The 24,973-nt window shown below is 65.9% G+C and carries 23 protein-coding genes; 15 read left to right on the top strand and 8 right to left on the bottom strand.

Features of this window, described 5'->3' with window-relative positions:
- Positions 1 to 34: 34 nt before the first annotated feature.
- From ACXJ16_RS01310 to ACXJ16_RS01300, 3 genes are read right to left on the bottom strand one after another with little or no spacing between them, the layout of a single operon-like run.
- Entirely contained in the window at positions 35 to 1,588 is a 1,554-nt protein-coding gene (locus tag ACXJ16_RS01310) for a DHA2 family efflux MFS transporter permease subunit (protein ID WP_054436828.1), read from the bottom strand.
- Positions 1,588 to 2,727, bottom strand: coding sequence for an HlyD family secretion protein (locus ACXJ16_RS01305; protein WP_054436831.1), 1,140 nt, complete (start codon positions 2,725 to 2,727; stop codon positions 1,588 to 1,590). Before ACXJ16_RS01305 ends, ACXJ16_RS01310 begins: the two co-directional genes overlap by 1 nt.
- Positions 2,727 to 4,190: an efflux transporter outer membrane subunit gene (locus ACXJ16_RS01300; protein ID WP_185996915.1), complete on the bottom strand. Its 1,464-nt coding sequence runs from the start codon at positions 4,188 to 4,190 to the stop codon at positions 2,727 to 2,729. The genes ACXJ16_RS01305 and ACXJ16_RS01300 overlap by 1 nt, the downstream gene beginning before the upstream one ends.
- Before the next feature lie 66 nt (positions 4,191 to 4,256).
- On the opposite strand from ACXJ16_RS01300, the gene ACXJ16_RS01295 reads away from it, so the two are divergent.
- The 8 genes from ACXJ16_RS01295 to ACXJ16_RS01260 all read left to right on the top strand — a co-directional run bounded on the left by ACXJ16_RS01295 (position 4,257) and on the right by ACXJ16_RS01260 (position 14,783).
- The gene (locus ACXJ16_RS01295) at positions 4,257 to 4,877 is read left to right on the top strand and encodes a TetR/AcrR family transcriptional regulator (RefSeq protein ID WP_054436833.1); all 621 of its coding nucleotides are present in this window, start codon (positions 4,257 to 4,259) and stop codon (positions 4,875 to 4,877) included.
- A 157-nt stretch (positions 4,878 to 5,034) separates the two neighbouring features.
- The gene (locus tag ACXJ16_RS01290) at positions 5,035 to 8,430 is read left to right on the top strand and encodes an acyl-[ACP]--phospholipid O-acyltransferase (protein ID WP_463921056.1); all 3,396 of its coding nucleotides are present in this window, start codon (positions 5,035 to 5,037) and stop codon (positions 8,428 to 8,430) included.
- A gap of 68 nt (positions 8,431 to 8,498) precedes the next feature.
- Positions 8,499 to 8,990: an asparaginase domain-containing protein gene (locus ACXJ16_RS01285; RefSeq protein ID WP_463921054.1), complete on the top strand. Its 492-nt coding sequence runs from the start codon at positions 8,499 to 8,501 to the stop codon at positions 8,988 to 8,990.
- 201 nt (positions 8,991 to 9,191) lie between these two features.
- On the top strand, positions 9,192 to 10,649 hold the full coding sequence (locus ACXJ16_RS01280; RefSeq protein ID WP_324696313.1) for a sensor histidine kinase: 1,458 nt from the start codon (positions 9,192 to 9,194) through the stop codon (positions 10,647 to 10,649).
- Positions 10,642 to 11,091: a response regulator gene (locus tag ACXJ16_RS01275; RefSeq protein WP_054436838.1), complete on the top strand. Its 450-nt coding sequence runs from the start codon at positions 10,642 to 10,644 to the stop codon at positions 11,089 to 11,091. Before ACXJ16_RS01280 ends, ACXJ16_RS01275 begins: the two co-directional genes overlap by 8 nt.
- Positions 11,092 to 11,159: 68 nt before the next feature.
- Positions 11,160 to 12,926, top strand: a complete 1,767-nt coding sequence (locus tag ACXJ16_RS01270; RefSeq protein WP_054436840.1) for a putative bifunctional diguanylate cyclase/phosphodiesterase — start codon at positions 11,160 to 11,162, stop codon at positions 12,924 to 12,926.
- Positions 12,927 to 13,063: 137 nt separating this feature from the next.
- Positions 13,064 to 13,579, top strand: coding sequence for a nitroreductase/quinone reductase family protein (locus ACXJ16_RS01265; RefSeq protein ID WP_054436842.1), 516 nt, complete (start codon positions 13,064 to 13,066; stop codon positions 13,577 to 13,579).
- Positions 13,580 to 13,616: 37 nt separating this feature from the next.
- A complete protein-coding gene (locus ACXJ16_RS01260; protein WP_454797538.1) occupies positions 13,617 to 14,783 on the top strand; it encodes an FAS1-like dehydratase domain-containing protein in 1,167 nt (388 codons plus the stop codon).
- 48 nt (positions 14,784 to 14,831) lie between these two features.
- Here ACXJ16_RS01260 and ACXJ16_RS01255 read toward each other — a convergent pair whose 3' ends face one another.
- Positions 14,832 to 15,701: a PhzF family phenazine biosynthesis protein gene (locus ACXJ16_RS01255; RefSeq protein ID WP_324696321.1), complete on the bottom strand. Its 870-nt coding sequence runs from the start codon at positions 15,699 to 15,701 to the stop codon at positions 14,832 to 14,834.
- Between the two features lie 175 nt (positions 15,702 to 15,876).
- Here ACXJ16_RS01255 and ACXJ16_RS01250 point away from each other — a divergent pair, with 175 nt between their 5' ends.
- Positions 15,877 to 16,248, top strand: coding sequence for a glycine zipper 2TM domain-containing protein (locus ACXJ16_RS01250; RefSeq protein ID WP_054436846.1), 372 nt, complete (start codon positions 15,877 to 15,879; stop codon positions 16,246 to 16,248).
- A 95-nt stretch (positions 16,249 to 16,343) separates the two neighbouring features.
- On the opposite strand, the gene ACXJ16_RS01245 is transcribed toward ACXJ16_RS01250, so the two are convergent.
- Positions 16,344 to 17,132 (bottom strand): GGDEF domain-containing protein, encoded by a 789-nt coding sequence (locus ACXJ16_RS01245; RefSeq protein ID WP_324696324.1) that lies wholly within the window; start codon positions 17,130 to 17,132, stop codon positions 16,344 to 16,346.
- Positions 17,133 to 17,364: 232 nt separating this feature from the next.
- Between ACXJ16_RS01245 and ACXJ16_RS01240 the strand changes: the two genes are divergently transcribed.
- On the top strand, positions 17,365 to 18,864 hold the full coding sequence (locus ACXJ16_RS01240; protein WP_324696326.1) for a methyl-accepting chemotaxis protein: 1,500 nt from the start codon (positions 17,365 to 17,367) through the stop codon (positions 18,862 to 18,864).
- Positions 18,865 to 18,969: 105 nt separating this feature from the next.
- A complete protein-coding gene (locus tag ACXJ16_RS01235; protein WP_132469637.1) occupies positions 18,970 to 19,635 on the top strand; it encodes a hypothetical protein in 666 nt (221 codons plus the stop codon).
- Here ACXJ16_RS01235 and map read toward each other — a convergent pair.
- Both map and ACXJ16_RS01225 read right to left on the bottom strand, forming a co-directional pair.
- Positions 19,632 to 20,405, bottom strand: coding sequence for a type I methionyl aminopeptidase (map, locus tag ACXJ16_RS01230; RefSeq protein ID WP_324696328.1), 774 nt, complete (start codon positions 20,403 to 20,405; stop codon positions 19,632 to 19,634). The genes ACXJ16_RS01235 and map overlap by 4 nt on opposite strands.
- Positions 20,402 to 20,638: a ParD-like family protein gene (locus ACXJ16_RS01225; protein WP_324696330.1), complete on the bottom strand. Its 237-nt coding sequence runs from the start codon at positions 20,636 to 20,638 to the stop codon at positions 20,402 to 20,404. Before ACXJ16_RS01225 ends, map begins: the two co-directional genes overlap by 4 nt.
- Positions 20,639 to 20,883: 245 nt before the next feature.
- Between ACXJ16_RS01225 and ACXJ16_RS01220 the strand changes: the two genes are divergently transcribed.
- Complete coding sequence (locus tag ACXJ16_RS01220; protein ID WP_054436853.1) at positions 20,884 to 21,216, top strand: glycine zipper 2TM domain-containing protein; 333 nt, start codon at positions 20,884 to 20,886, stop codon at positions 21,214 to 21,216.
- Positions 21,217 to 21,326: 110 nt separating this feature from the next.
- Positions 21,327 to 22,112: a sulfotransferase family protein gene (locus ACXJ16_RS01215; RefSeq protein ID WP_463921051.1), complete on the top strand. Its 786-nt coding sequence runs from the start codon at positions 21,327 to 21,329 to the stop codon at positions 22,110 to 22,112.
- Here ACXJ16_RS01215 and ACXJ16_RS01210 read toward each other — a convergent pair.
- Positions 22,098 to 22,613, bottom strand: coding sequence for a nuclear transport factor 2 family protein (locus ACXJ16_RS01210; protein ID WP_463921049.1), 516 nt, complete (start codon positions 22,611 to 22,613; stop codon positions 22,098 to 22,100). The two genes, ACXJ16_RS01215 and ACXJ16_RS01210, sit on opposite strands and share 15 nt — an antisense overlap.
- 252 nt (positions 22,614 to 22,865) lie before the next feature.
- Between ACXJ16_RS01210 and ACXJ16_RS01205 the strand changes: the two genes are divergently transcribed.
- Entirely contained in the window at positions 22,866 to 23,621 is a 756-nt protein-coding gene (locus tag ACXJ16_RS01205; protein ID WP_185996908.1) for an SDR family oxidoreductase, read from the top strand.
- Between the two features lie 99 nt (positions 23,622 to 23,720).
- Positions 23,721 to 24,968, top strand: a complete 1,248-nt coding sequence (locus ACXJ16_RS01200; protein WP_463921047.1) for a class I SAM-dependent methyltransferase — start codon at positions 23,721 to 23,723, stop codon at positions 24,966 to 24,968.
- Positions 24,969 to 24,973: the final 5 nt, after the last annotated feature.

Here is a 24,973-nt window from a genome sequence, read left to right as displayed (position 1 = left end):
CGACGGCTCTCCTGGCCTCAGGCGGGACGAGGGATCAGTGCCCGCCCGAAGCCGGCTTCGCACCGCGCGGGGGACGCGGGGCGATCCAGATGGTCATGGCTGCGATCAGCAGCAGGATGGCGCAGAGGGCGAAGACGTGGACGGTGCCCAGCGCCGTCCCCTGCGCGGTAACGAGGTTGTCGATCGTGCCGCGCGCCTGCTCCATGGACATGCCTGCCTGCTGAAGCTGGTTCACGGTCTGCTCCGAACCGTTGAGCATTCCCGAAAGTTCGGCCTTGTTGTGGCGGGACATGTCGTCCCAGGTCGTCGTGACCAGTGCGGTGGCGATGGCGCCCGCCAGGGTGCGGCCGAAGTTGGCGATGCCCGCAGCCGATGCGGTTTCGTCGGGCCGCACCGAACTGAGGCTGATCGTGGTGAGCGGCACCATGAACAGCGACACCCCGACACCCTGCACCAGCTGCGGCCAGGAAATCGCCCAGAACGTGGAATCGCTGGACCAGCCGGTGCGGAACACCGCGCACATCGCGATCCACGAAATGCCGATGAACACCAGCAGCCTGGGATCGAAACGCTGCATCAGCTTGGGCACGAAGGGCGATGCGATCACCGCCAGCACGCCGGAGAAGGCCATCGCCTCGCCCGCCTGCGTGGCGGTGTAGCCCATCGAGGTCTGGAGCCATTGCGGGATCACCACCACGGACGAGAAGTAGGTGCCGAAGGCGATGGTCAGCGAGAAGGTCGCCGCGCTGAACCCCCGGTGCCGGAACACCTTCAGGTCCACCACCGGATGCTCCTCGGTCAGTTCCCACACCACGAAGGCGATGAAGAAGATCACCGCGATACAGGCCAGCGCCACGATGAAGGGCGAACCGAACCAGTCGTGCTCACGGCCGAGATCGAGCATCATCTGGAATGCGCCGACCCAGCAGATCAGCAGGAACAGCCCCACCATGTCGATCGGCAGCGAGCGCGTCGGCGTCTCCATGCCCTTGAGGATCGTGGCGAGCGCGAAGAACACCAGGATCACGATCGGCACGTTGATGAAGAAGATCCACTCCCACGACCAGTTGTCGGCGATGTAGCCGCCCAGGATCGGGCCCGCGATCGGGGCCGTCACCACGGTCATCGCCCACATCGCCATGGCGCGCGGGTGCATGTGCTTGGGGAAGATCCGCAGCAGCAGGGTCTGGGTAAGCGGCATCAGCGGACCGCCGCAGAACCCCTGCCCGAGGCGGAACACCACCAGCAGCGGGAAAGTGTGCGCGATGCCGCAAAGCGCGGAAAACACGCCGAAGCCCACCAGCGACATGAGGAACACGCGCAAGGTGCCGAAGCGGCCGGAAAGCCACCCCGTCAGCGGAACGCAGATCGCCTCGGCCACGGCGTAGGACGTGATCGCCCAGGTGCCGTTGGACACCGAAACGCCAAGCCCGCCCGCGATGTGCGGGATCGAGACGTTGGCGATCGTCATGTCCAGCACGACGACGAAGTTCGCCATGGCCAGCAGGAAGCCCGCGATCAGCAGCTTCCCGCCCGTCAGAGTGCCTTCCTCGCCTGCTCCGGCTCCGGCAGCAGGTGCGCTGGCCATCAGTCGGCGTCCGCCAGTTCGATCTCGGCATCCATCGAGAGACCGATGCGCAGCGGATGCGCCTCAAGCTCCTTGGGATCGAGCTCGATGCGAACCGGCAGGCGCTGCACCACCTTGATCCAGTTGCCGGTCGCGTTCTGGGCCGGGATCAGCGAGAAGGCCGAACCGGTGCCGCCCGCAAAGCCGATCACCTTGCCGTGGTAGACCACGCCGCTGCCGTAGAAGTCCGACTTGAGCGTCGCTTTCTGGCCGGGGCGGACCTTGCCGAGCTGCGTCTCCTTGAAGTTCGCATCGACATAGAGGTGGCCCACCGGAACCACGGTCATCGCCACGCCGCCGGTCTGGACCTTCTGGCCGACCTGGATGGCGCGCTTGGCGATCACGCCGTCGATCGGCGCGCGCACGACGGTGCGTTCGAGGTCGAGCTTCGCCTGATCGAGCTTGGCCTGGGCCTGGCGGATCTCGGGGGCGGTGGTGTCCGTGGTGCCCTTGGTGAGAGCGACCGAGGCCTCTTCCTGACGGCGGGCGCTGACGGCGGCGGCCTGCATCTGGGCGAGCATGGCGCGCGCCTCGCTGGCGGCGGCCTGCGCCGAAGACAGCTGCTGGCGGGCGGTGGTCAGTTCGTCACCCGAAACCGCGCCGCTGCCGACAAGGGCCTGACGGCGGGCGAAGTCGGTCTTCGCCTTGGTCAGGGTGGCCTCCGCCGAAGCCACGCTGGCCTTGGCCGAATTGATCTGCGCGTCGCTGGCGTCCGCCGAAGCGCCGAGCGCGCGGTTCTGCGCCAGCGACTGCCCGTAGCGACGCTGCGCCGCGGCGAGTTCGGCTTCGGCCTGCGCCAGCGCGATGCGCTGGTCGGCATCCTCGATGCGGAACAGCAGCTGCCCCTTGCGGACGGGCTGGGTGTCCGTCACGAGCACTTCGACCACGCGGCCCGAAGTCAGCGGGGTCACTTGCGCATTGTCGCCGCCGACATAGGCATTGTCGGTCGAGACCGAGCGGCTGCCGATGAAGACATCGTAAGCGAAATAGATCAGGCCCACCGCCGCCACGCCAACGGCGAGGCCGATCAGGAGCGGCTTGCGCTTGTTTTTGTTGAGAACGCTCCCGGAGCCCTGCTCATTGGTTTGTTCGTCACTCATTACTCGGGAGCCTTCTTGCTTGAATTGTCTTCGTAACCGCCGCCCAGCGCGCGCTTGAGCGCGACTTCGCTGGCAAGGGTCCGGAAATGGGCATCGACGGCGGCCTGCCGCGCATCGAGCGCGGTGGTCTCGGCGCTCAGCGCGTCGAGGTAGTTGCCAAGGCCGCCCTTGTAGCGCTTCATGGCGATGTCGTAAGCGCGGGCCGACTGGTCCCGCGCGTCCGCCGAGGCCTGTTCCTGCTCGGCCGCCGCATTGCGGGTGGCGAGCGCATCGGCCACGTCCTGCAGCGCGCCGATCACGGTGCCGTTATAGTCCGCGACCGCAAGATCGTAGGCGCCGCGAACCTTGGTGTATTCGCCCTTGAGCCGGCCGCCCTGGAAGATCGGCAGGCTGATCGCGCCGCCGGCGTTTCCATAAGTGGACCCGCTCTTGAACAGGTTCGAGAGGCCGAGCGACTGGAGGCCGAACAGGCCGCTGATCGAGATATCGGGCAGGAAGGCGGCCTTGGCGGCATCGATCCGCTTGCCCGCGCCTTCGGCGCGAAGACGCGCCGCAACGATGTCGGGACGGCGACCGACCAGGCCGATGCCGGCATCGGCGGGAACCGGCGTGACCGGCAGGCTGGTAATCGCGGTCGGCACGATGGCGAGGCCGCGATCCGGCCCGGCGCCAAGCAGCGCGGCAAGCGCGTGGCGGCGCAGCAGGATCTGCTCGTCATTGGCGGAAAGCGCGGCCCGTGCGGAAGCCGAAAGCGACTGCGACTGGCGCAGCGGCAGTTCGCTGTCGAGGCCCTGACGGTTGCGCTGGTCGCTGAGCGTGACCATCGCCTCGCGCGCCTTCACCGCTTCCTTCAGCGCCTCTCCGCGCGCCACGAGGCGGGCGAGGTCGAAGTAGGAGGAGACCACGTTCGAGGAGAGCATCAGCTCGGCCTGGCGGGCATCGGCCTCGGCGGCTTTCTCCTCGGAAGTCGCGGCGGCGAGCGCCTTGCGGTACTTGCCCCAGAGATCGAGGTCGAAATCGCCCGAGAGCGCCAGATCGCCGGTGCTCTTCCAGCCCTTGGGCACGAAGTCGGCCGGGATGCCGTTGTTGTAACTCTGCTTGGTACCGCCCGCTGAACCCTGCCCGTTGACGGTCGGCAGGGTGGAAGCCCCGGCCACCAGGGTTGCGCCGCGCGCCTGCATGATGCGGGCCTGCGCCTCGGCCACGTCGGGCGAATTGGCCAGTGCCTCGGCCACCAGGGCATCGAGCTGGGCATCGCCATAGGCGGTCCACCACTGCTGCTGCGGCCATGCCCCGTCGGACGCCGCGCCCGGCGGCGACGCCAGCGAACGGGCGCTGTCCAGGGTTGCGGGAGCCCGCATCTGCGGCTTCGGCCCGAGGTCGGGCACGGCGCAGGCGGACAGCGAAAGGCCTACGGCGAGCATCGAAGCTGCCGCGACTCGGGGAAGATTGATCGTACTCATCAGTACAGTTTTTATCGGAGCCCGGCTTGCGCCTGTCAACGGAAAAGTGTACTGACCAGTACCACTATGACAGAAAATCCGGGCAAGAGAGAACTCAACAAGGCGAAAAAGCGCGCCGCCATCGTGGAAGTTGCAACGAAGTCCTTCTTCGAGCGGGGCTATGCCGCCACCACGATGTCTTCGATCGCCGATGAACTGGGCGGCTCGAAAGCCACGCTCTGGGCGCACTTCAGCTCGAAGGAAGAGCTTTTCGCCGCCGTGGTGGACAACAAGGTCGACAGCTTCTCGCAGGACGTGAACGAGGTGCTCACCGGGCAGACCTTCTCGTTCGCCGCGCTGCGGCGCGCCTGCCTGCGCTTCCTCGACTGCCTGCTGCGCGAGAATTCGGTGCAGCTCTTCCGGCTCGTCGTCAGCGAGGGCGAACGGTTCCCCGAGATCAACGAGATGTTCTACGAACGCGGCCCGTCGAAATTCCGGGCTTGCGTGACCTCGTTCTACGAAACCCAGTTCACCCGCGAAGAGGCAGAGCGGCTGACCCAGCTTACGGTTTCGGCGCTGGTGGGCTTTCGCTCCGACATCCTGATGCGGCCCGCGCGCCCCACCCTCAAGGAACGCGAAGGCTTCGTGGACGATCTCATCGGCCTGATCGACTGGCCCCGCCGCCCCTGCCCGCAAGCTGCGGACTGAACGCCGCGCGAGGAAATTGATCGGCGCTCAGAATTAAATTGAGCGCCGTATATTTTTGTGTCACACGATCGTCACGGCGGGAGTGCCTTCGGGCATTTACCGCTTGTGAATTTTCCCGAGCCCATGGAAACGTCCACGGCAACCGAGGGGGATAGGCGTGTCGGCACCTGATTTTTCATTGCTTTCGAGGCGGCGTTTCGCGCCGATGTTCTGCGTCCAGTTCCTGGGCGCCTTCAATGACAACCTGCTGAAATACGCGATGCTGCTGCTGGCCAATTACGGCCTGCTGCGCGATGCGCCGGACAAGGCGGGGATGCTCTCGGTCGTGGCGACCGGGCTGTTCACGCTGCCCTATTTCCTGTTCTCCGCGCTGGCCGGGCAGATTGCCGACCGGATCGACAAGGCCCGCCTCGTGCGCTGGATCAAGGCGGCGGAAGTGGGGATCATGGGCATCGCGCTCCTCGGCTTCGCGCTGGAATCGATCGCGCTGCTGCTCGCCAGCCTGTTCCTGATGGGTCTTCATTCGACGATCTTCGGGCCGGTGAAATACTCGATCCTGCCCCAGCACCTGTCCGAGCGTGAGGTCATGGGCGGCACCGGCCTGATCGAGGCCGGCACTTTCCTGGCGATCCTCGGCGGGCAATTGCTGGCCGGGCAAGTGGTGCCGTGGGAAGCCGGGCTGGTCGCCATGGGCCTTGCGGTGGTGGGCTGGCTGGCCGCGCTGGCCGTTCCGCCCGCGCCGCCCAGCCGTGACGGCCATCCGATCGACTGGAACATCGCGCGCGGGACCTGGGCCGTGCTGGTCGCCGCGCACAAGGGCCGGGGCATCTGGCTGGCGGTGCTCGGCATAAGCTGGTTCTTCACGGCAGGCGCGGTGCTGCTGACCGAGTTCGTTCCCCTCGTCTCCGACACGCTGCAGGCGCGCAAGGAAGTGGCGACGCTGTTCCTGGTGATCTTCTCGGTAACGATCGCGCTCGGCTCGATGACGGTGAACCGCCTGCTCAAGGGCGAGGTTTCCGCCCGCTACGTTCCCGTCAGCGCGTTGATGCTGTCGATCGGCCTGATCGACCTGTGGCTCTCCACGCGCGGGTTCGTGCCCACTGCGATCGACGCCACCGTGCGCCAGTTCGCCGCCGATCCGCAATCGTGGAAGATCTTCGCGGACCTGGTGGTGATCGCCTTCTCCGGCGGCATGTTCATCGTGCCGCTCTACGCGATCCTCCAGATCCATTCCGCGCCGGAGGAACGTTCGCAGGTCATTGCCGCCAACAACATCCTCAACGCAGGCATGACCGTGGCCGCCATCGCCATTGTCGCGGTGCTGCTGGGCAGCGGCATGAGCGTGCCGGGCGTCATCGGCGTTCTCGGCTTCGCCACGCTGGCGGTGGCGGTGGTCTCGATCTGGCTGCTGCCCGAAACCCTGTTCAAGGCGGTGATCCGGGCCGTGCTCAAGGCGCTCTACCGGGTCGAGGTGACGGGCATGGAAAACATGCCGAAGCCCGGCCAACCGGCGGTCGTCGTGGTCAATCACCTCTCCTATCTCGACGGCCTGCTGCTGGGCGCCTTCCTTCCCGGCAAGCCGACTTTCGCGGTCCACACCGCCATCGCCAAAAGCTGGTGGATCCAGCCCTTCCTCAAGCTGTTCCGTGCTTTCCCGGTCGATCCCACCAACCCGATGGCGGCCAAGGCGATGGTCCGCGCCGTAAAGGAAGGCCGGACGCTGGTGATCTTCCCCGAAGGCCGCATCACCGTGACCGGCGCACTGATGAAAGTGTTCGACGGCCCCGGCATGGTGGCCGACAAGGCCGACGCGCCGATCGTGCCCGTCCGTCTGGACGGGCCGCAGTACACGCCCTTCTCCCACCTCAAGGGCAAGGTCCGCCAGCGCTGGTTCCCCAAGGTCTCGATCGAAGTGCTGCCCGCGCGTCGCTTCTCGATCGAGGGCGAGATGACCGCCCGCCAGCGCCGCGCCATCGCCGGGCGCCGTCTCTATGACGAGATGAGCCGGATGATCTTCGACACCAGCCACACGGACCGCACCCTGTTCGCCGCGCTCTGCGATGCGCGCGAAGTGCATGGCGGCAAGACCAGGGTGGTGGAGGACATCAAGCGCACCCCGCTCAGCTACGACCGCCTGATCCTCGGCGCCGAACTGCTGGGCGAGCGCCTCGCCTTCCGCACCCGCCCCGGCGAGGCGGTGGGCCTGCTGCTGCCGAACGTCAGCGGCGTGGCACTGGCCTTCTTCGCGCTTCAGGCGGAAGGCCGGGTTCCGGCCATGCTGAACTTCACCGTGGGCCAGGCCAGCCTGGTGTCCGCCTGCGCCACCGCGAAGATCGAAACGGTGGTCACCGCGCGCGCCTTCATCGAGCAGGGCAAGCTGGAAGCCACGATCGCCGCGCTGGAGGCGGACGGGCGCGAGGTACTCTACCTCGAAGACCTGGCCGCCGAGATCGGCACTTTCGCCAAGCTCTGGCACATGGTTTCGGCCCGCGCCGCCGATGGCCGCCACGCCCGCCGCAAGGTCTCTCCCGATGCGCCGGCGGTGATCCTGTTCACCTCGGGCTCGGAAGGCGCGCCCAAGGGCGTGGTGCTCACTCACCGCAACCTGCTGTCCAACTGCGCGCAGCTTGCCGCGCGGATCGACTTCAACCCCGCAGACGTGGTGCTGAACGCGCTGCCGGTGTTCCACTCGTTCGGGCTGACCGGGGGCACCCTGCTGCCGCTGCTGAACGGCATCCGCACGGTGTTCTACCCGAGCCCCCTGCACTACCGCATCGTGCCCGCGCTCGCCTACGACGCCAATGCCACGATCCTGTTCGGCACCGACACTTTCCTCTCCGGCTATGCCCGCATGGCGCATAGCTACGACTTCTACTCGCTGCGCTACATCTTCGCGGGCGCGGAGAAGGTGCGCGAGGAAACCCGGCGTACTTATGCCGACAAGTTCGGCCTGCGCATCCTCGAAGGCTACGGCGCCACCGAGTGCGCGCCGGTGATCGCGGTAAACACGCCGATGCACTTCAGGGCGGGCACCGTCGGCCGGATGCTGCCGGCGATGGAAGCGCGGCTCGAGGAAGTGCCCGGCATCACCGAGGGCGGCCGCCTTTACGTGCGCGGGCCGAATGTCATGGCGGGCTACCTGCTGGCGAGCGAGCCCGGCGTGCTCCAGCCGCCCGCCGAGGGCTGGCACGACACCGGCGATATCGTCACCATCGACGAGATCGGCTTCGTCACCATTCGCGGCCGCGCCAAGCGCTTCGCCAAGATCGCGGGCGAAATGGTCTCCCTTCCCGCGGTCGAGGGTTATGCCGCCAAAGTCTGGCCCGATGCGGAGAACGCGGTCGTCACCCGGCCCGACCCGAGAAAGGGCGAGCAACTGGTGCTCTACACCACGGCCGGGGGCGCGGATCACAAGGCGCTTCAGGAATGGGGCCGCGCCAACGGCGTTGCCGAGCTCATGATCCCGCGCGATATCCGGGTGCTCGGTGCCTTGCCGGTGCTGGGAACCGGCAAGATCGACTATGTGACCCTGGGCGAAATGGCGAAAGGCTGAGTGCAAGGCCGGTGGCGGGCGGTGTTCGGACGTTGCTCCGCACCCGCCTTCCGGTTTAAAGGCGCGGGATGACCCAGGCACCCATTCTCGTCATCACCACCGGCGGCACCTTCGACAAGCAGTACTTCGACGCGCTCAGCGAATATCAGATCGTCGAGAGCGTGATCGAGAAGCTGCTCAAGGTCGCGCGCGTCGCCCACCCGTTCCGCGTGGTCGAGCTGCTGCGCAAGGACAGTCTCGAACTCACCGGAGAGGACCGCGCGCTGATCGCGGCGACCATCGCCGCCGCGCCGGAAACCCATGTCGTCATCACTCACGGCACCGACACCATGACCGACACCGCCAAGGTGCTTGCCGACATCCCCGACAAGACCATGGTGCTGACCGGCGCGCTGGCCCCGGCACGTTTCGCCGAGAGCGACGCCACCTTCAACCTCGGCATGGCCTTCGCCTGCACCCAGTCCGCCCCCGAAGGCGTATGGATCACGATGAACGGTTCGGTGTTTAACGGGCTCAAGGTCCGCAAGGACCGCGAAGCCGGAAAATTCGTGGCAATTTGACACCGCAATCGTTGCTAATGATCGTTAACTAGGGAGATCCCCGGAAAGCACCTTTCGTCAGGTGCAAAGGGGCTGCCCCTAATCATTGCCGCAGGAGGCCGATCCTGCGTCGTTTCAAGAACGCAACACGACCTCCCGGTCGCACCGTTACGCCGGCTCCCTTCGCGGGGAGCGGGCCATTCGCTGCAATAGGGAGTGACTGTGTCGATAGCGCTTCAGAATCAGGCCGAGGTTCACGCCGCGCTGGCTCATGCGCCGATCGGCGCCATGATAATCGACGAAGCCGGCGTCATCTCCTGGGCGAACCAGGCGGTCGCGGCCCTGCTCGGCGAACCGGACCCTGCGGCGCTGCGCCTGACGCTGGCCTTCGTCTGGCTGCCCGAAGACGATGCCGAGGTCCTGCGCCAGATGCTGGACATGTTCTTCGCCGCCCCGGCGGATGCCCGGCCCACCTGGTCCCGCGTGGTCCCGATCCAGACGATGGAAGGCATCCGGCAAACCGCGGAACTGACGCTGACTTGCGCGCCGGGGGACTTCGACAAGCGCGCATTGCTCTATTTCCAGAGCCTGACCCGCCAGACCATCGCCGAAAAGCGCTTCTCCCAGGTCTTCGAGAACCTGCCGCTCGGCGCGCTGGTGGTCGATACCCGCCAGCGCATCGTCCAGGTCAATTCCGCGCTCGCCAGCGAGTTCGGCTACCCGCGCGAGGAACTGGTCGGCCAGCCGCTCGAAACGCTGCTGCCCGCCCGCTGCCGTCCGGCGCACCGTGAACATGTCGAAGGCTATGTCGCGGCGCCGGCATCGCGGATGATGGGCACCGGCCGCGATCTCACCGGGCTCCACCGCTCGGGCCAGGAAATCCCGGTCGAGATCGCCCTCACCCGGCTGGAAAACGCGGCGCAGCCGATGTTCATGGCGATCGTCAGCGACATCTCCTCGCGCAAGCGCAGCGAGACGGCGCTCCAGCAGACCAATGCCCAGCTTGAGGAGTTCACTTACGTCGCCAGCCATGACCTGCGCTCTCCACTGCGCGGGATCGGCGACCTCGTCACCTGGATTCGCGAGGACCTGAGCGGTTTCGAACTGCCGGACGACGTGCAGTACAACTTCGACCGGATTTCCCTGCGGATCGACCGGGCCGAACAGATGATCGACGATCTCCTCCGCTATGCCCGCGCCGGCGTGCGCGACACCGACATGGAGACGATCTCCCCCGCCGAACTGGTGGAAGAGGCGCTCGCCCTCGCCCTGGTGCCGGACAGCTTCACGATCGAGGTGGACCTGCAGGGCGGCGATATCGTCGCCCCGCGCGCGCCGCTCTCCACCTCGCTGCGCAATCTCATCGGCAACGCCGTGAAGCACCACGGCGGCGCGTCCGGCCGCGTGCGCATCACGATGCGCGAGGAAGGCCGCTTCTCGGTCTTCACGGTCGACGATGACGGTCAGGGCGTCACCCCCGGCAACGAGGAGCGCATCTTCAAGCTGTTCCACCGCGCCTCGCCCGGCACCAATGGAGACGGCGTCGGCCTCGCCTTCACCCGGCGCATGATCAACGCGCACGGCGGCATGGTGACGGTGCGTTCGCCCGGCGCGCTCGGCGGCGCCTCGTTCGAGATCCACTGGCCGCGCATTCTCCTGAAGGAACACGAGGATGAATGAGACCCGCCCCGCACCCGAAACCACCTGCGACTACACCGTGCTGGTCGTGGACGACGACGACGTGGCGCTCGAAGGCGTGCTGCGCAGCTTCCGCCGCCACGGCGTGCCGTGCCGCAGCCAGACCGCCGGAGACGGATGCGAGGCGCTGGACGTGCTGCGCGGCCGCCATCCCGCCAAGCAGCTCGCCACCCCGGTGATCGTCCTGCTCGATCTCAACATGCCGAACATGGACGGTTTCCAGTTCCTGGAGGCCCTGCGCGCCGATCCCGAGCTGAAGCGCACCGTGGTCTTCATCCTCAGTACCAGCGCGCGCGAGCAGGACCGTTCACGCGCCTACGACGAACATGTCGCCGGATACATGGTGAAGTCCGCCGTCGGCCCGCAGTTCGCCCAGCTCGCCCAGTTCATCACCAAGTACGCAACGACCCAGAACCTGCCCTGAAACAGGCCGATCGACACGATCCCATGAGCTTGCCTCACGGTCGCCCAACCCCGGAGGACTCGAATACGATGGAATATTCTCACAACGGCAAGACCGAAATCCACGCCCTCGTGGTGGACGACGACGACGTCGACCGGGAGCGGCTGATCCGCATGCTCCAGCGCGGGCCAAGGTCGATCAACGTGATCGAGGCCAGTTCGCAGGCCGAAGCGCTCCAGATCATCCGCCATGCCGAGCCCGCGCTCGACATCGTGTTCCTCGACTTCGGGCTGTCCGACGGGGACGGGCGCGATCTCGTTCCCACCATCCGTGCCGAAGTCGATCAGGACTGCCCGATCGTCGCCGTCACCGGCAATGCCGACGAGCAGATCGCCGCGGATTCGATCAAGGCGGGCATGACCGAGTATCTCACCAAGCGCGCGCTTTCCCCCGAACGGGTGGCCGCCTCGGTCGAGGAAGGGATCGCCTGGCGCAAGTATCGGCATGACTTGCGCCGTACCGAGGAGGAACTCACTCACCGCAGCCTGCACGACCCGCTCACCGACCTGCCCAACCGCACCCTGCTGTTCGACCGGCTGGGACAGGCCTGTGCCCGCGCGCGCCGCAACGGCAGTTCCTTTGCGGTGATGATGATCGACCTCGACCGCTTCAAGGAGATCAACGACAGCTTCGGCCATGCCGCCGGCGATGTCGTGCTCACCACCATCGGCCGGCGGCTGCGCGGCCACTTGCGCGAGGTCGATACGGTGGCAAGGCTCGGCGGCGACGAATTCGCACTGCTGCTTCAGGACGTGCCCGACTACGACACCGCAACCGGCCTTGCCGGGAAGCTGGCACGGGTAATCGAACAGCCGATCGTCCACGAGAACCGCATCCTCCATGTCGGCGCCTCGATCGGCATCGCCATGTGCCCGCAGCGCGGCTATGCCCCCACCGGCCTGCTTTCCGCCGCCGACGATGCGATGTATGCGGCCAAGCGCGGGCTCGACAAGCTCGTGACCAGCCGCGAGAATCTGCCCGCCGCACCTGCCTTCGATCCCAAGGACATGCTGGAGGAGATCGACCAGGCCATCTCCCACGATGCCCTGGAATGGCACTGGCAGCCCAAGGTCGACCTTCGCGACGGGCGCGTGCTCGGCTTCGAGGCGCTGGTCCGCTGGCGCCATCCGCGCAGCGGCAACATCCCCGCCGACCAGCTCATCCGCACGGTCGAACAGTCGCCCCTGCTGGAAACCTTCACCAACCAGTGCCTCGATACCGTGCTGGCCCAGTTCGCCCGCATCCAGGACAAGGTGGACGGCGCGTCCATCGCCATCAACGTCTCGGCCCGGATGCTCGAACGGCCGACTTTCGTGGACAGCGTGGTCGAACTGATCGAATGCCACCGCATCGCCCCCGAGCGGGTGACGCTGGAGCTGACCGAAACCGCGCTCATCACCAACCCCTCACAGGCCAAGCGGGTGATCGAAAGCCTGCACGAGCACAAGATCCCGCTCTCCATCGACGATTTCGGGGCGGGCTTCACCTCGTTCGGTTATTTGCGCGAATTCGCGATCAGCGAGATCAAGATCGACCGCTCGTTCATCTCGCGCTTCACCGAGAACCGCTTCGACCAGTCCCTCGTCAACAGCCTCGTGGTGCTCTGCGAAAGCCTCGGCATCCCGCTGGTGGCCGAGGGCGTGGAGAATCCCGAGACGCAGGAACTGCTCGTCTCGCTCGGCTGCAACGCCGGGCAAGGCTACGGCATCTGCAAGCCGATGCCTTATGACGACGTGCTCGACTGGATGGACTCCTGGCGCAACCAGACCCCGATGATCCGGCAGGTCAACGCCTGAAAGGTCAATGGGTCATGACCTGATCACCGGGGCGCGGACTACGCCCCGGTGATACCTGCGCGGCATCGGTCCATCGCTGCTGGACCCTGCCTGCGCCATTCGCGATCCTCCCGCCGAAATCAGGAGAGGAACGCGTCATGAGCGACGAATCGGCAGCGGCGATCAGCGCCGTGCGGCGCGACTGGGTTACCGAACACCGCGACATGTATCTGGGCTCCGGCGGCGCGCAGGGGCACATCATGGACATCACCCCCGTCGGCGGCCGGGCCTTCGCCACGCATTGCCTGGTCAAGTACGCCGGCCGCAAGAGCGGGAAGGTCTTCATCACCCCCCTGTGTTATGCGGATATCGGCGGCGAAGTGGTGATCTGCGGCTCCAAGGGCGGAGCGGACACGCATCCGCAATGGTATCTCAACCTCGTTGCCCGCCCCGAAGTCGAATTCCAGATCGCCACGCAGGCCTTCCGGGGCACATGGCGCGAACCCGAAGGCGCCGAGCGCGAGAAGGTCTGGGACTTCTTCGTGGACTGCCACCCCTTCTACGCCGCCTACCAGACCTCGACCGAACGGGTCCTGCCGCTGGTGCTGATGAAGGCGGAAACCGAAATCCCCGTGTTCCGGCCCGAAGAGGCCACCGGCATCCGCACCGCCTGACCGTTTTCGCACCGCATTTTCAGGACATCTATTCGCCATGAGCACCACCACGATCGACTTTTCGGATATCGACCAGTACCTCGGCAAGACCATGGACTTTTCGCCCATGCGCGAACCTGTCGCCAACAACGACATCCGGCGCTGGGTCCATGCCATGCATTACGCCAACCTGCTGCACTTCGATCCGGCCACTTTCGAGGCCAGCCGCTGGGGCCGCCTGGTCGCCCCGCAGAGCTTCGCCATCGCCACGGACGACGGCCACGGCGCCGCACCGGCCTGCGTGGGCTGCATCCCGAACTCGCACCTGCTGTTCGGCGGTGACGAATGGTGGTTCCACGGCCCCCGCATCGAGGCCGGAGACGTGGTGACGAACACCCGCATCCCCTTCGACTACAAGGTCAAGGAAACCGGGTTCGGCCCCACCTGCTTCCAGCGCGGGGACAACAACTATTCGAACCAGAAAGGCGAGCAGATCGCCACGCAGCGCTCCACCGCGATCCGCTACCTCGCCCATGCCGGCGGCGATTCCGTGAAGGCCGAAGAATTCGAAGAGCCGGAATGGACCGACGAGGCGATCGCCGCACTCGAAGACCGCAAGTTCGCCTGGGTGAAGATGCTTCACGACCTTGGCCACAAGGAGCGCTGGTGGGATGACGTGGCGGTGGGAGACCAGCTTCCCGAACGCGTCTTCGGCCCGCACTCGATCGCCAGCTTCGCGACCGAGTGGCGCGCCTATATCGTCAACACCTGGGGGACGATGAACCTGCGCAAGAACGACCTCGAAGCGCTGGGCTTCACGCGCGAGATGGCCGGGTACGAGAACGACCCGGACATGATGCTGGTCAACCCCTCGCTCACCGACGGCGCCTATTACGGCCCCTCGCGCGGACACCTGTTCCCGAAATACGCCCGCCGCATCGGCATGCCGCGCGGCTACGGCTATGGTGCCTCGATGGGTTCGTGGGTCACGGATTTCCTGGCAGGATGGGCGGGCGAGCATGGCATGGTCGTCCATTCCATCGCCAATTATCGCGGCCCGGCGCTCACCGGCGACGTGACGATCCAGACCGCCGAAGTGACCGAGAAGTCAGTCGACGCGGAAGGCCGCCATCTCGTCCACGTCAAGCACCTCATGACCAACCAGAACGGCAAGACCATGTGCACCGGCACGGCGGAGATCGCACTGCCGAAGAAGGCGGGCTGACGACGGTATCGTGAAACTCGTCCCGGCGCGCTCCGGGACGAGATTTCCTCAGAACGGCCCCGGCAGTGCCCCGCCTTCCGAAACCGTGGTAGCCTTGCCTGCAATCCAGACCGCGCCATCCGCATCCCGGCGGCAATGGACCAGCCCGTCCGCGCCGACCTTCCGCCCTTGCGCCGCGACATAGGGCCCTTGCGCCTGCCCGCTGGCGAAGAGGTACTGCGCGACCGCCGCATTGAGGCTGCCGGTCACCGGGTCCTCGCAAAGGCGCCCGCTCGCATCGGCGAAGAAGGCCCGCAGCTCCCACTGGGCCGCGCTGCCAGCCGCGCTGCCAGCCGCACTGGTCGTCGTTATGGGGCCAAGCAGCGCGACATCGGTATGCAGCGGCGCGCGTGCCGCCGGCTCGGCCGCCAGCACCGCTTCGGCCGACGTAAGGTGGAGCACCTTCCACCCCGGCCCGTTGGCGGCATGGACCCCGGCAAGGACATCGCCTTCGTCAACACCGCAAAGCCTGATCGTCTCGGCGAGATCCTCCGCGTCCAAAGGCCCCGACCGCACCAGGGCCGGCGCGCGGAAGGCGAGCATTTCCCTTTCCTGCCGCACTTCGACGAGGCCGATGCCGCACTCCTGCACGATCGTTCCCGCTGTCCGGGGCACGCCGCCTGCCGCCAGCCAGGCATGGGCGCTGCCAAGCGTCGGGTGCCCCGCGAAAGGCAGTTCGCCCGCCGGATAGAAGATCCTCACCCGGTAATCCGCGGCCGGATCGGTGGGCGGCAGCAGGAAGGTCGTTTCCGAATAGCCGAGCCAGCGGGTGATCCGCTGCATCGTTTCGCTGTCGAGATCCTCCCCGCCGCGCACGACCGCCAGCGGATTCCCGCTGAGCGGCCCCGAGCCGAACACATCCACCAGATCAAGTTGCATTTTTTCGAGTAGCCTTTCGTATCCCGGCATTCGGGCATAGCCTCGTTTCATCGCAGGACAGCCTCGCCCCGTCTTTGGCCCTTCGCGATTTTTTCTGCGGTTCATTCAAGGTTGAGGAGCAAGATCGCAGGCGGACCGTTACAGCAACAAGATCCATTCCAGGAAGGAAACTTCGATGAAAAAGACCCTGCTGGCGCTCACCATGGCCGCGCTCGTGCTGCCGATGGCCGCCCCCGTGGCCGCCGCGCCGCACCACGATCGCCGCGGCCATGACCGTTACGATCGCCGCGATTACGATTCGCGCGGCCGTTACAAGGAGCCGCGCCGCATGTCCCGCAACGATCACGCATGGCGCGGCCGTGACGGCCGCTACTACTGCAAGCGCGACAACGGTACGACCGGCCTCATCATCGGCGCGGGCGCGGGCGCACTGGCCGGTCACGAGATCGCCGGCAGCGGCGACCAGACCCTTGGCACGATCCTCGGCGGTGTCGCCGGTGGCCTGCTCGGCCGCGAGATCGACAAGGGCGACGTGAAGTGCCGTTGATCGGTTGATTCCGGGCCTCTGGACAGGAACGAAAAAGCGCGTCGTCCCCGTGGACGGCGCGTTTTTTTATCAGGTCGTAAACGTCAGGGTTGCCGTCAGAGGTGACCCGAGACGAGCCGGAGATGATGCTCCGGAGACGGTTCCGCTGCGGAAACCGTGCGGTTGCGGCCTTGTCGCTTGGCTTCGTACAGCGCCTCGTCCGCGCGGCGCATGGCTTCCGCCAGCGATAGTCCGTGCGTTGCCGAGACGCCGAGGCTGAGCGTGGGCACGACCTTGCCGCCAGAGAACGTCGAAACCGCGAGATCGGCAACCGTGCCGCGCAGGCGCTCGGCGGCGGCATGGGCTTCACGGCCGCTGCGGGCATGGAGGAACAGGCCGAACTCCTCGCCGCCCAGCCTTCCGCACAAGTCCCCCGCGCGCAGATTGGCCTGGATCGCATCGCCGATGGCCACCAGCACCCGGTCCCCCACGCTATGGCCGAAACCGTCGTTGATCTGCTTGAAATGATCGACATCAGCCACGATCAGCCAGCCCGCACGCTCCTCCATCGCCTCGCGGGTCATCTCGATGAAGACGTCGCGATTGGTGAGCCCGGTCATCCCATCCACCCGGGCCATACGCTCCAACCGCTTGAAGGCCTGCGCCAGTTCCCCGTGCAGCGCCGCGATCCGCACCTGCTGCCGCATCAGCACGAGGCAGACCGGTGCCGACACGGCAAGTGCGATCACCACGCCCAGCACCAGCAGCCCCCCTGCGTTCCCGCTCGCCGCACGGTCAGCCATGGCCAGCCCCGGCACGACGTGCGCCAGTTGCAACAGCAGCACGGTGGTCAGCACCGATAATCCGGTGCCGGCAGCGACATTGCGCAAGCCGTGACTCTTCATGCGGATGGAACCCTACCCCGTTGATACCCTCGCGTGCATGTAATGCATGATAGTTAATTATTTGTCATTTCACGCCATTGCGAACTAACCGCGCCATGCAGCAGCCTAGGGTCACCCCCTAAACGGTGCGGAAAACCATCTTAGTCTATCGGCTCTAAAAGCCCTTCCCATGCTCCCGGCTCCTCGGTGCCGGGAAGGCACCGTCATGCAACGCAGGGGAAGAAGACAGCACATGAGCGCTACCTCGCACAGCACGGGTCACGGCAGCGGCCAGGCCGCCAGAGCCAATATCGCGCCGCTCGACGAAGCCAACTACCGGACCTTCCCGCGCATTCTCGCAGCGATCCGCAAGCATGCTCCGGTGGCGCTCAAGAGCCTGTACCGGCGGATCGAATCGTCCCCCGCGCTCAGCCAGCTCCTGCCCGATGCCGAAATCCGCCGCCGCGCCTCCGATGCGCAATACGAGCACTGGATCAAGATGTTCTCCGGCCGGTTCGACAGCGACGCCGCCAAGCGCAGCGAGAAGATCGGCAACATCCATGCCCGCGTAGGGCTCACGCCGGACTATTACATCACCAGCTATGCGCTGGTGCTGGAGGACATGATCGAGGCGATGATGGCGAGGCGCTTCATCTCGCCATTGAACAGCCGCGCCACGGGCAAGATGATCGGCACGCTGGTCAAGGCCGCGCTCCACGACATGCAGATCGCACTCGGCGCCTATTTCGACGCCGAAGCCGAAGCCCGCAACCGCGTGCTGGATTCCATGAGCGAAGCCTTGTCAGAAATGGCCACCGGCAACCTCCAGGCCCAGCTTGGAGACCTTCCCGAAGCTTACGAGAAGCTGGGAGAGGACTTCCACAACATGCGCCACCACGTGGGTTCGCTGGTGGTGGAGATCACCGATTCCGCCGACAGCGTGAAAGTCAGCGCGCAGGAAATCAGCGCCGCCGCCAATGACCTCGCCTTTCGCACCGAAAGCCAGGCCGCGACGATCGCCCGCATTTCAGAAGGCGTGCGCGAAGTCACCGGCGCCATCGGCACGACCGCCAGCAGCGCCAAGAGCGTCGACTCCAGCGTTTCCGAAGTGGCCGGCCATGCCCGGCGCGGCGGCGAGGTGATGGAATCGGCAGTCGTCGCCATGGACAAGATCAAGAATTCCTCCACGGAGATCGCCCAGATCATCGACGTGATCGAAGCCATTGCCTTCCAGACCAACCTGCTGGCGCTTAACGCTGGGGTAGAGGCGGCGCGGGCCGGGGAAGCGGGCAAGGGCTTCGCGGTGGTCGCCACCGAAGTGCGCGCGCTGGCCCATCGCACCACCGAATCGGCGAACAACATCAAGAACCTGATCACCAAGTCGACCCAGGACGTTCACCAGGGCGTGGATCTCGTGGCGCAAACCCGCTCGGCGCTGGACGAGATCATCGCCCGTCTTGCGGAAACCACGCATATGGCGGACGAAATCTCGCGCTATTCCACCACCCAGGCGCAGACCATGCGCGAGCTTTCCACCGAGATCCAGCAGCTCGACACCAATACCCAGCAGAACGCCGCCATGGTGGAGGAATCCAACGCCGCCGCCCGCGCGCTTACCGAACAGGCCCATGCCATGGCGACGACGGTGGGCAAGTTCCGCTTCGAGCGGGGCACGGACCAGCGCCCGGTCGAAGCCGAGCGCCCGCGCCGCGGCGGCAAGCCGATGGCGGTGCGCAAGGCCGTGGGGTTCTAGGTCCGAATAAGTGCTTCCCACCGGGTGATTCCTCGGTCATCGTGCCGCGCATCCGTCCTGTCAGGAGTGCGCGTGTACCGTCCGACGTTGATCGCCGTGAGTGCCATGACCGGTCTGTCCGCGCTTGCGGCCCCGGCTGCCGTGATGGCCGATACGCCGCGCGAACTGCTGACCGCCGCCGCCTTCCAGGCACCGGACAAGGCCAGGGCGCTCGCCCTGATCGGGCAGGCCATCACCGCGTCCGACAAGATACTGGCCGCGCGGCCCGGCGATCATGAGGCCACTCTCCAGCGCGGCGTCGCCATCGGTTACCGCGCGAAGCTGACCCGGAGCCGGTCGGACGCGCGAACCTCGCTCGGCATCTTCGAGCGTCTCGCCGCACAGAACCCGCGCGACGCCGAAGCCCAGATGGTCATCGCCGGCTGGCACCTCGACGCGATCGACCAGTTGGGCGGCCTGGTGGCCCGCACCGCGCTCGGCGCGAAGACGCAGGCCGGCGAGACGGCTCTCTCCCGCGCCGTCGCCCTTGGCGGAGACCGCGCTTTCTATCCGGGACTGGCGGCGCTGATGCAGATCCGCAAGGACCACGGCCAGGTTGCGCAGGCCCGCCGCTGGGCCGAGGACGCCGCCACCGCGCCGACCCCCACGCCGCTCGACACGCTGATGAAACGCGCCGCCCTCGCCATCCTGCCGGCCTTGCGCAAGGGCGATGGCAAGTCGGCCGCCGCAACCGCACGCAAACTGCTGCCGTTCGGGAAGCTGACGGATTAGAACTTCGGGGCAAATCGCTCTTCCGGGCGCAGTGTCAGCACCCGGACACCGTCGCGCGTTACCGCAACGGTATGTTCGAACTGGGCGGAGAGTTTCCCGTCGACGGTGACGACGGTCCATCCATCGTCTTCCGTCCGCACCATCCGGCGCCCCTGGTTGAGCATCGGTTCGATGGTGAAGACCATGCCCTCCCGCAAGGTCAGGCCGGTGCCGGGTTTGCCGAAATGGAGGACCTCCGGTTTTTCGTGCATTTCCCGCCCGATACCGTGCCCGCAATAGTCGCGCACGATCGAGTAGCCGGCGCGCTTGGCATGTTTCTCGATGGCATGGCCGATATCGCCGAGCCGGGCGCCGGGGCGGACCGCACGGATGCCCTTCCACATGGCCTCGTAGGTCGTCTCCACCAGCCGCCGGGCGGTGGGTGAAACCTCGCCGACGAAGTAGGTCTTGCTGGAATCGGCGATGTAGCCGTTCTTCTCCAGCGTGATGTCGAAGTTCACGATATCGCCGTTTGAAAGCACATCCTGCGTCGAGGGGACGCCGTGGCAGACGACCTCGTTTCGCGAGCAGTTCAGCACGAAGCCGTAGCCGTACTGCCCCTTGCTGGCGGGGCGCGCGTGCAGTTCATCGACGATGAAGCGCTCGACAAGGTCGTTGATCTGCATCGTCGTCTGTCCGGCCAGCGCCAGCCCGTCGAGATACGTGAAGACGCTGGCGAGCAGGCGGCCGGATTCGGCCATGATCTCGACTTCGTCGGAAGACTTTATCATGGAACGCGCTCGCTGCTGCGCGCCGCATCTCCCGGCGCGAGATCCCCCGGATCGACGCCCGCTTCCCGCAGTTCGCGGATGACGATCTGCTGGAACGTGAGCTGCGGATTGAGTTCGCAAAGCATGCCGATCCTGATCCAGAAGGCAGCCTGCGCATTGATCGAGCGATAGGACGCCTTGCTCGCCTTGCGGAGCTGCTCGTGCAGCTCATCCTCGATGTTGACGATACCCATCAAACCGTTCCGAATATACGAATCATATATGATCCATATGCAGGCTGTGCACTTTCGGCAAGGCGTCATCGCACCCATGGCGGCAAAAGCTGGATGGAGGGTTGCGACGGCGCCGTTCGTCGCCGCCCTCGGCCACTTCGCCGTGTATCGTCAAATTGACGCCAATGTTCATCCCTCGTTTTGCCGCGCAATGGAAAGGCCGGGGTCGGTCGTAACAAGACATTAAACCGAGAAGGAATTTCCCGATGCGCAAAGCCATCGTGGCGGCGACCATGGCCGCCCTTACCATCCCCGCGACTTTCGCCGTCACCGAAGTTGCCGAAGCGCGCAACCACGGCCACCGCTATCACCGCACCGACAACGGTATCCGTTACTGGCGCGGAAATGACGGCCGTTACCGCTGCAAGAAGTCCAACGGCACCACCGGCCTGCTGATCGGCGGCGTTGCCGGCGCGCTGGCCGGCCGCGCGATCGACACCCGCGGCGATCGTGCCACCGGCACCATCCTCGGCGCTGCCGGCGGCGCCCTGCTGGGCCGCGAGATCGACCGCAACAACTCGCGTCCGCGCTGCCGCTGATCGCTCAGGAACCACGGCGCGCCGCCGCTCCCGACGGCGCGCCGCACGGTTGCCACCACTGAAATATTTCGAAATCACCGGGCGACACGATCGCCCTAGGCCATGCTCCCATGGCACCCGAGTTAGAACCGACTACCGGTACCACCGGCGTCAACCGCATCCTCGCCTCCGCTTTCGGCGTGAAGCTCGTCAGCGACATTCCCGAGCGGCTTTCCCGCCATGGACTGCGCCCCTGGCTGGACGGAAAACGCCGCCGCCGACTGGACCGCATCCGCGACAGCCGCCTGCTGTTCATCCATGTCCCCAAGAACGCCGGAACCTCGATCTGCGACCGGCTCTATGGCGCGCAGATGAAGCACTGCTCGGCAATCTACTACGCCAGGTGCGCGCCCGACGTTCTGGCCCTGCCCAGTTTCGCGATCATCCGCGATCCGGTGGACCGCTTTCTCTCGGCCTTCCGCTACGCCCGCTCCGGCGGAACCCGGCACCGGACGATTTCGGCCCCCTTCCGGAAGCACTACGGCACATTTCACACGATCGACGACGCCATCGACCATCTGGCCGAGGCACGTTCCCCTTTCGACATCGACCATGTGTTCCGCCCGCAAAGCTGGTACGTGCTCGATGGCCGCGGACGCCCGGCCGTGGATCGCCTCATCCCCTATGAACAGATCGGCGATATCGGGCGCAGGCTCGGCCGCGAGGAACTTGCCAGCCTGCCGGAATTCAACCGCAGCCGCGAATGCCGCGAACGTCCGACCGCGTGCCAGCTGGACTTCCTCCACAGCTTCTACGAGGCCGACCTCGCGCTGCGACACCAGGCGCTGACCGGCATTCCGGCAACCGTGCGGGCGACCGGCCCGATCGGCGCCCCGGTCCCGTCATTTGCCGGGTGAAGGCATCGCGCCGCGTTCCTCCTCCGTCATCGTGCGGTGCCCATAGCTGAGCACGTTGGTGATGCGCCAGCCGTCCGCCCGGTGGGCCCAGACCATCACGAACCGGGCGATCCCTTCGCACTGTCCGGCAGCCAGTTCGCAGAAGCGATGCTCGCCCTCCTCGATCGCGCCATAGTCGTTGATCGGATAGATGCGCAGCGTGGCGGGCAACAGTTCCCGGCGAACCTTGCCGCAGATGTACTTGCGGGTATTGGCGACCACCGTATCGCGATCGAACGTGGCGCCGCCGGTATCGTGGAAGAAGGCCACGCCGGGATCGAAGTAGCCCGCGAAAGCATCCAGATCGCAGCGATTGTAGGCATCGAACACTTTCGCATCGAGCGCGGCGACCTCGCGGGTCAGGGGATCGGCCTGAACCGCGGGGGCGGCCGAAGGCGGCACTGCAGGTGCGGAAGACAGCGCGGCGGCGGCGAGCAGTGCGAGGAACGACATGGACGCCATCGTATGCCTTCCTCCGCGCCTGTCCAGACGCAGGCAAAGCCGGCCATGCGGCAATTTCCAAACAGTCTCTTTCCTACAGCTTCAGTCTGTGCTCCTATGCCGCCCGATGAACGTTCGCCTGCCCCCTTCGCCGCGTCACCTCCAATACCGGACCGGAACGACCGCCAGGGCGCGGACCGGCTTTTTCCCTAGCCCCGGATTTCTCTCTGAACAGTGTAAACCGTGTCAACCTGCAGGCATGGCGATGCCGCGATGAGCGATCGGCCTGCCATGCTGGTAACGGGCGGCGCCAAGCGGATCGGCGCCGCCATCGCCCGCTCGTTCGGCGCGGCGGGATGGCATGTCGTCATCCATTACGGACATTCTCGGGACCAGGCGGAGGCGCTGGCGCAGGAACTGCCGTCCTCGGAAATCGTGGGCTGCGAATTGAACGACTGGGACGCCGGCCCCGCCATGGTCGAGGAACTCGCCGCGCGCCTGCCGGACTGGCGCGTGCTGGTGAACTGCGCGGGCATGTTCGACCTCGATACGGCCGCCATGCTCGATCCGCCCACTTTCGAGAAAGCCATGCGGGTCAATGCCGGTACCCCGGCCCGGCTCGCGCAAGCCTTCCTCGCCCATGCCCGCGCACGCGCCGGACGCCGGGTGATCCACGTCACCGACCAGAAGCTGCTCAATCCGAACCCGGACTTCTTCTCCTACACGATGAGCAAGCACGCACTGGCGGCCACGATCCCCATGCTGTCGATGGCACGCATGGCAGAGGATGACCGCATCTACGGCCTCGCGCCCGGCGCGATCCTCGCCAGCCACGACCAGACCGAGGAGGAAGCCGAAATCTCGCACCGGCTGAACCTCCTCCATCGCAAGACCACCCCGGAAGACGTGGCTTCGGCCGCGCTGTTCCTCTCGCAAGGATGGCTGGAAAGCGGCGAAACCCTTTACGTCGATTCCGGCCAGCACCTCCTCGCCCAGCCGCGTGACGTGTTGTTCCTCGCACGCCAGTGAAAACTCCAGGAAGGCAGTAGACGATACCTCGCCTTCGCTTGCGCAGTTCGCAAGCGAAACCCTCTTGCACCGGGCCAAAGTGCCCTTCACAAATGGTTGATGGCAATGGGAATTCTCGATCGTTTCCTCCAGAGAGGCGTCCGCCAGGGCGTTCTGGAGGTTGTCCGCCCCGATGGCAGCGTGAAACGGTTCGGCACGCCTGCCGCCGGCTTTCCCGAAGTCCGTATCCGCTTCACCGATGCCAAGGGCGAACGCCGCATCCTCACCGATCCGCGCCTTGGCGCGGCGGAGGCCTTCATGGACGGGCAACTCGTCATCGAGCAGGGCGACATCATGGAGATGGTCGAACTGATCCGGGCCAACGCCAAGTGGGACAAGGGCGGCGAACTCCATGAACATACCGCCTTCAAGAAGCTGAAAGGCAAGGTCGTCACGCTGGTAGACGGCATAAACAAGGCGGCCAGCGCCAAGAAGAACATCGCGCACCACTACGATATCGGCAACGAACTCTATAACCTGTTCCTCGATATCGAGCACATGCAGTACTCCTGCGCCTACTGGCCGGAACCCGGCATCACGCTGGAACAGGCGCAGACCGCCAAGCTGGCGCATATTGCCGCCAAGCTCGCGCTCGAACCGGGCCAGCGCGTGCTCGACATCGGCTGCGGCTGGGGCGGAATGGCGATCTACCTTGCGAAGAACGCCGGCGTGTCGGTGCTGGGCATCACCCTCAGCGAGGAACAGCTCGCCCTCGCCCGCGAGCGCGCCGAGCAGGCGGGCGTTACCGACAAGGTCACCTTCGAACTCGTCGACTACCGCGACCTTGCCGCGCGCGGCGCCAAGTTCGACCGCATCGTCTCGGTCGGCATGTTCGAACATGTCGGGCAGGCACAGTTCAGCCAGTTCTTCAGGGCCGTCGGCAACCTGCTGACGGACGACGGCGTCATGCTGCTCCACACCATCGGCCGCATGGGCGGCCCCGGTTCAACCGACGCCTTCACCCGCAAGTACATTTTCCCCGGGGGCTACATCCCAGCCCTCAGCGAAACGGTTGCAGCCAGCGAGAAATTCCGCCTGATCGCAACGGATGTCGAAAACCTGCGCCTTCACTACGCGCTGACCTTGCGGGAATGGTACAAGCGCTGCGTCGCCAACAAGGAAGCCATCGTCAGCCTCATGGACGAACGCTTCTACCGGATGTGGACCTTCTACCTCGCCGGCGCCACCGCGGCCTTCGAAAGCGGCGGCATGTGCAACTATCAGATCCAGTACACCCGCAGCCGCCTCGCCCTTCCGCTCACCCGTGACTACATGCCCGTGGCCGAAGCGGCACTGCTGGGCGCATAGCCCCG

Source organism: Novosphingobium sp. TK71, from assembly GCF_055361505.1.
The sequence above is the reverse complement of the archived record's forward strand: the minus strand, read 5'-3'. Positions and strand labels throughout refer to the sequence as shown.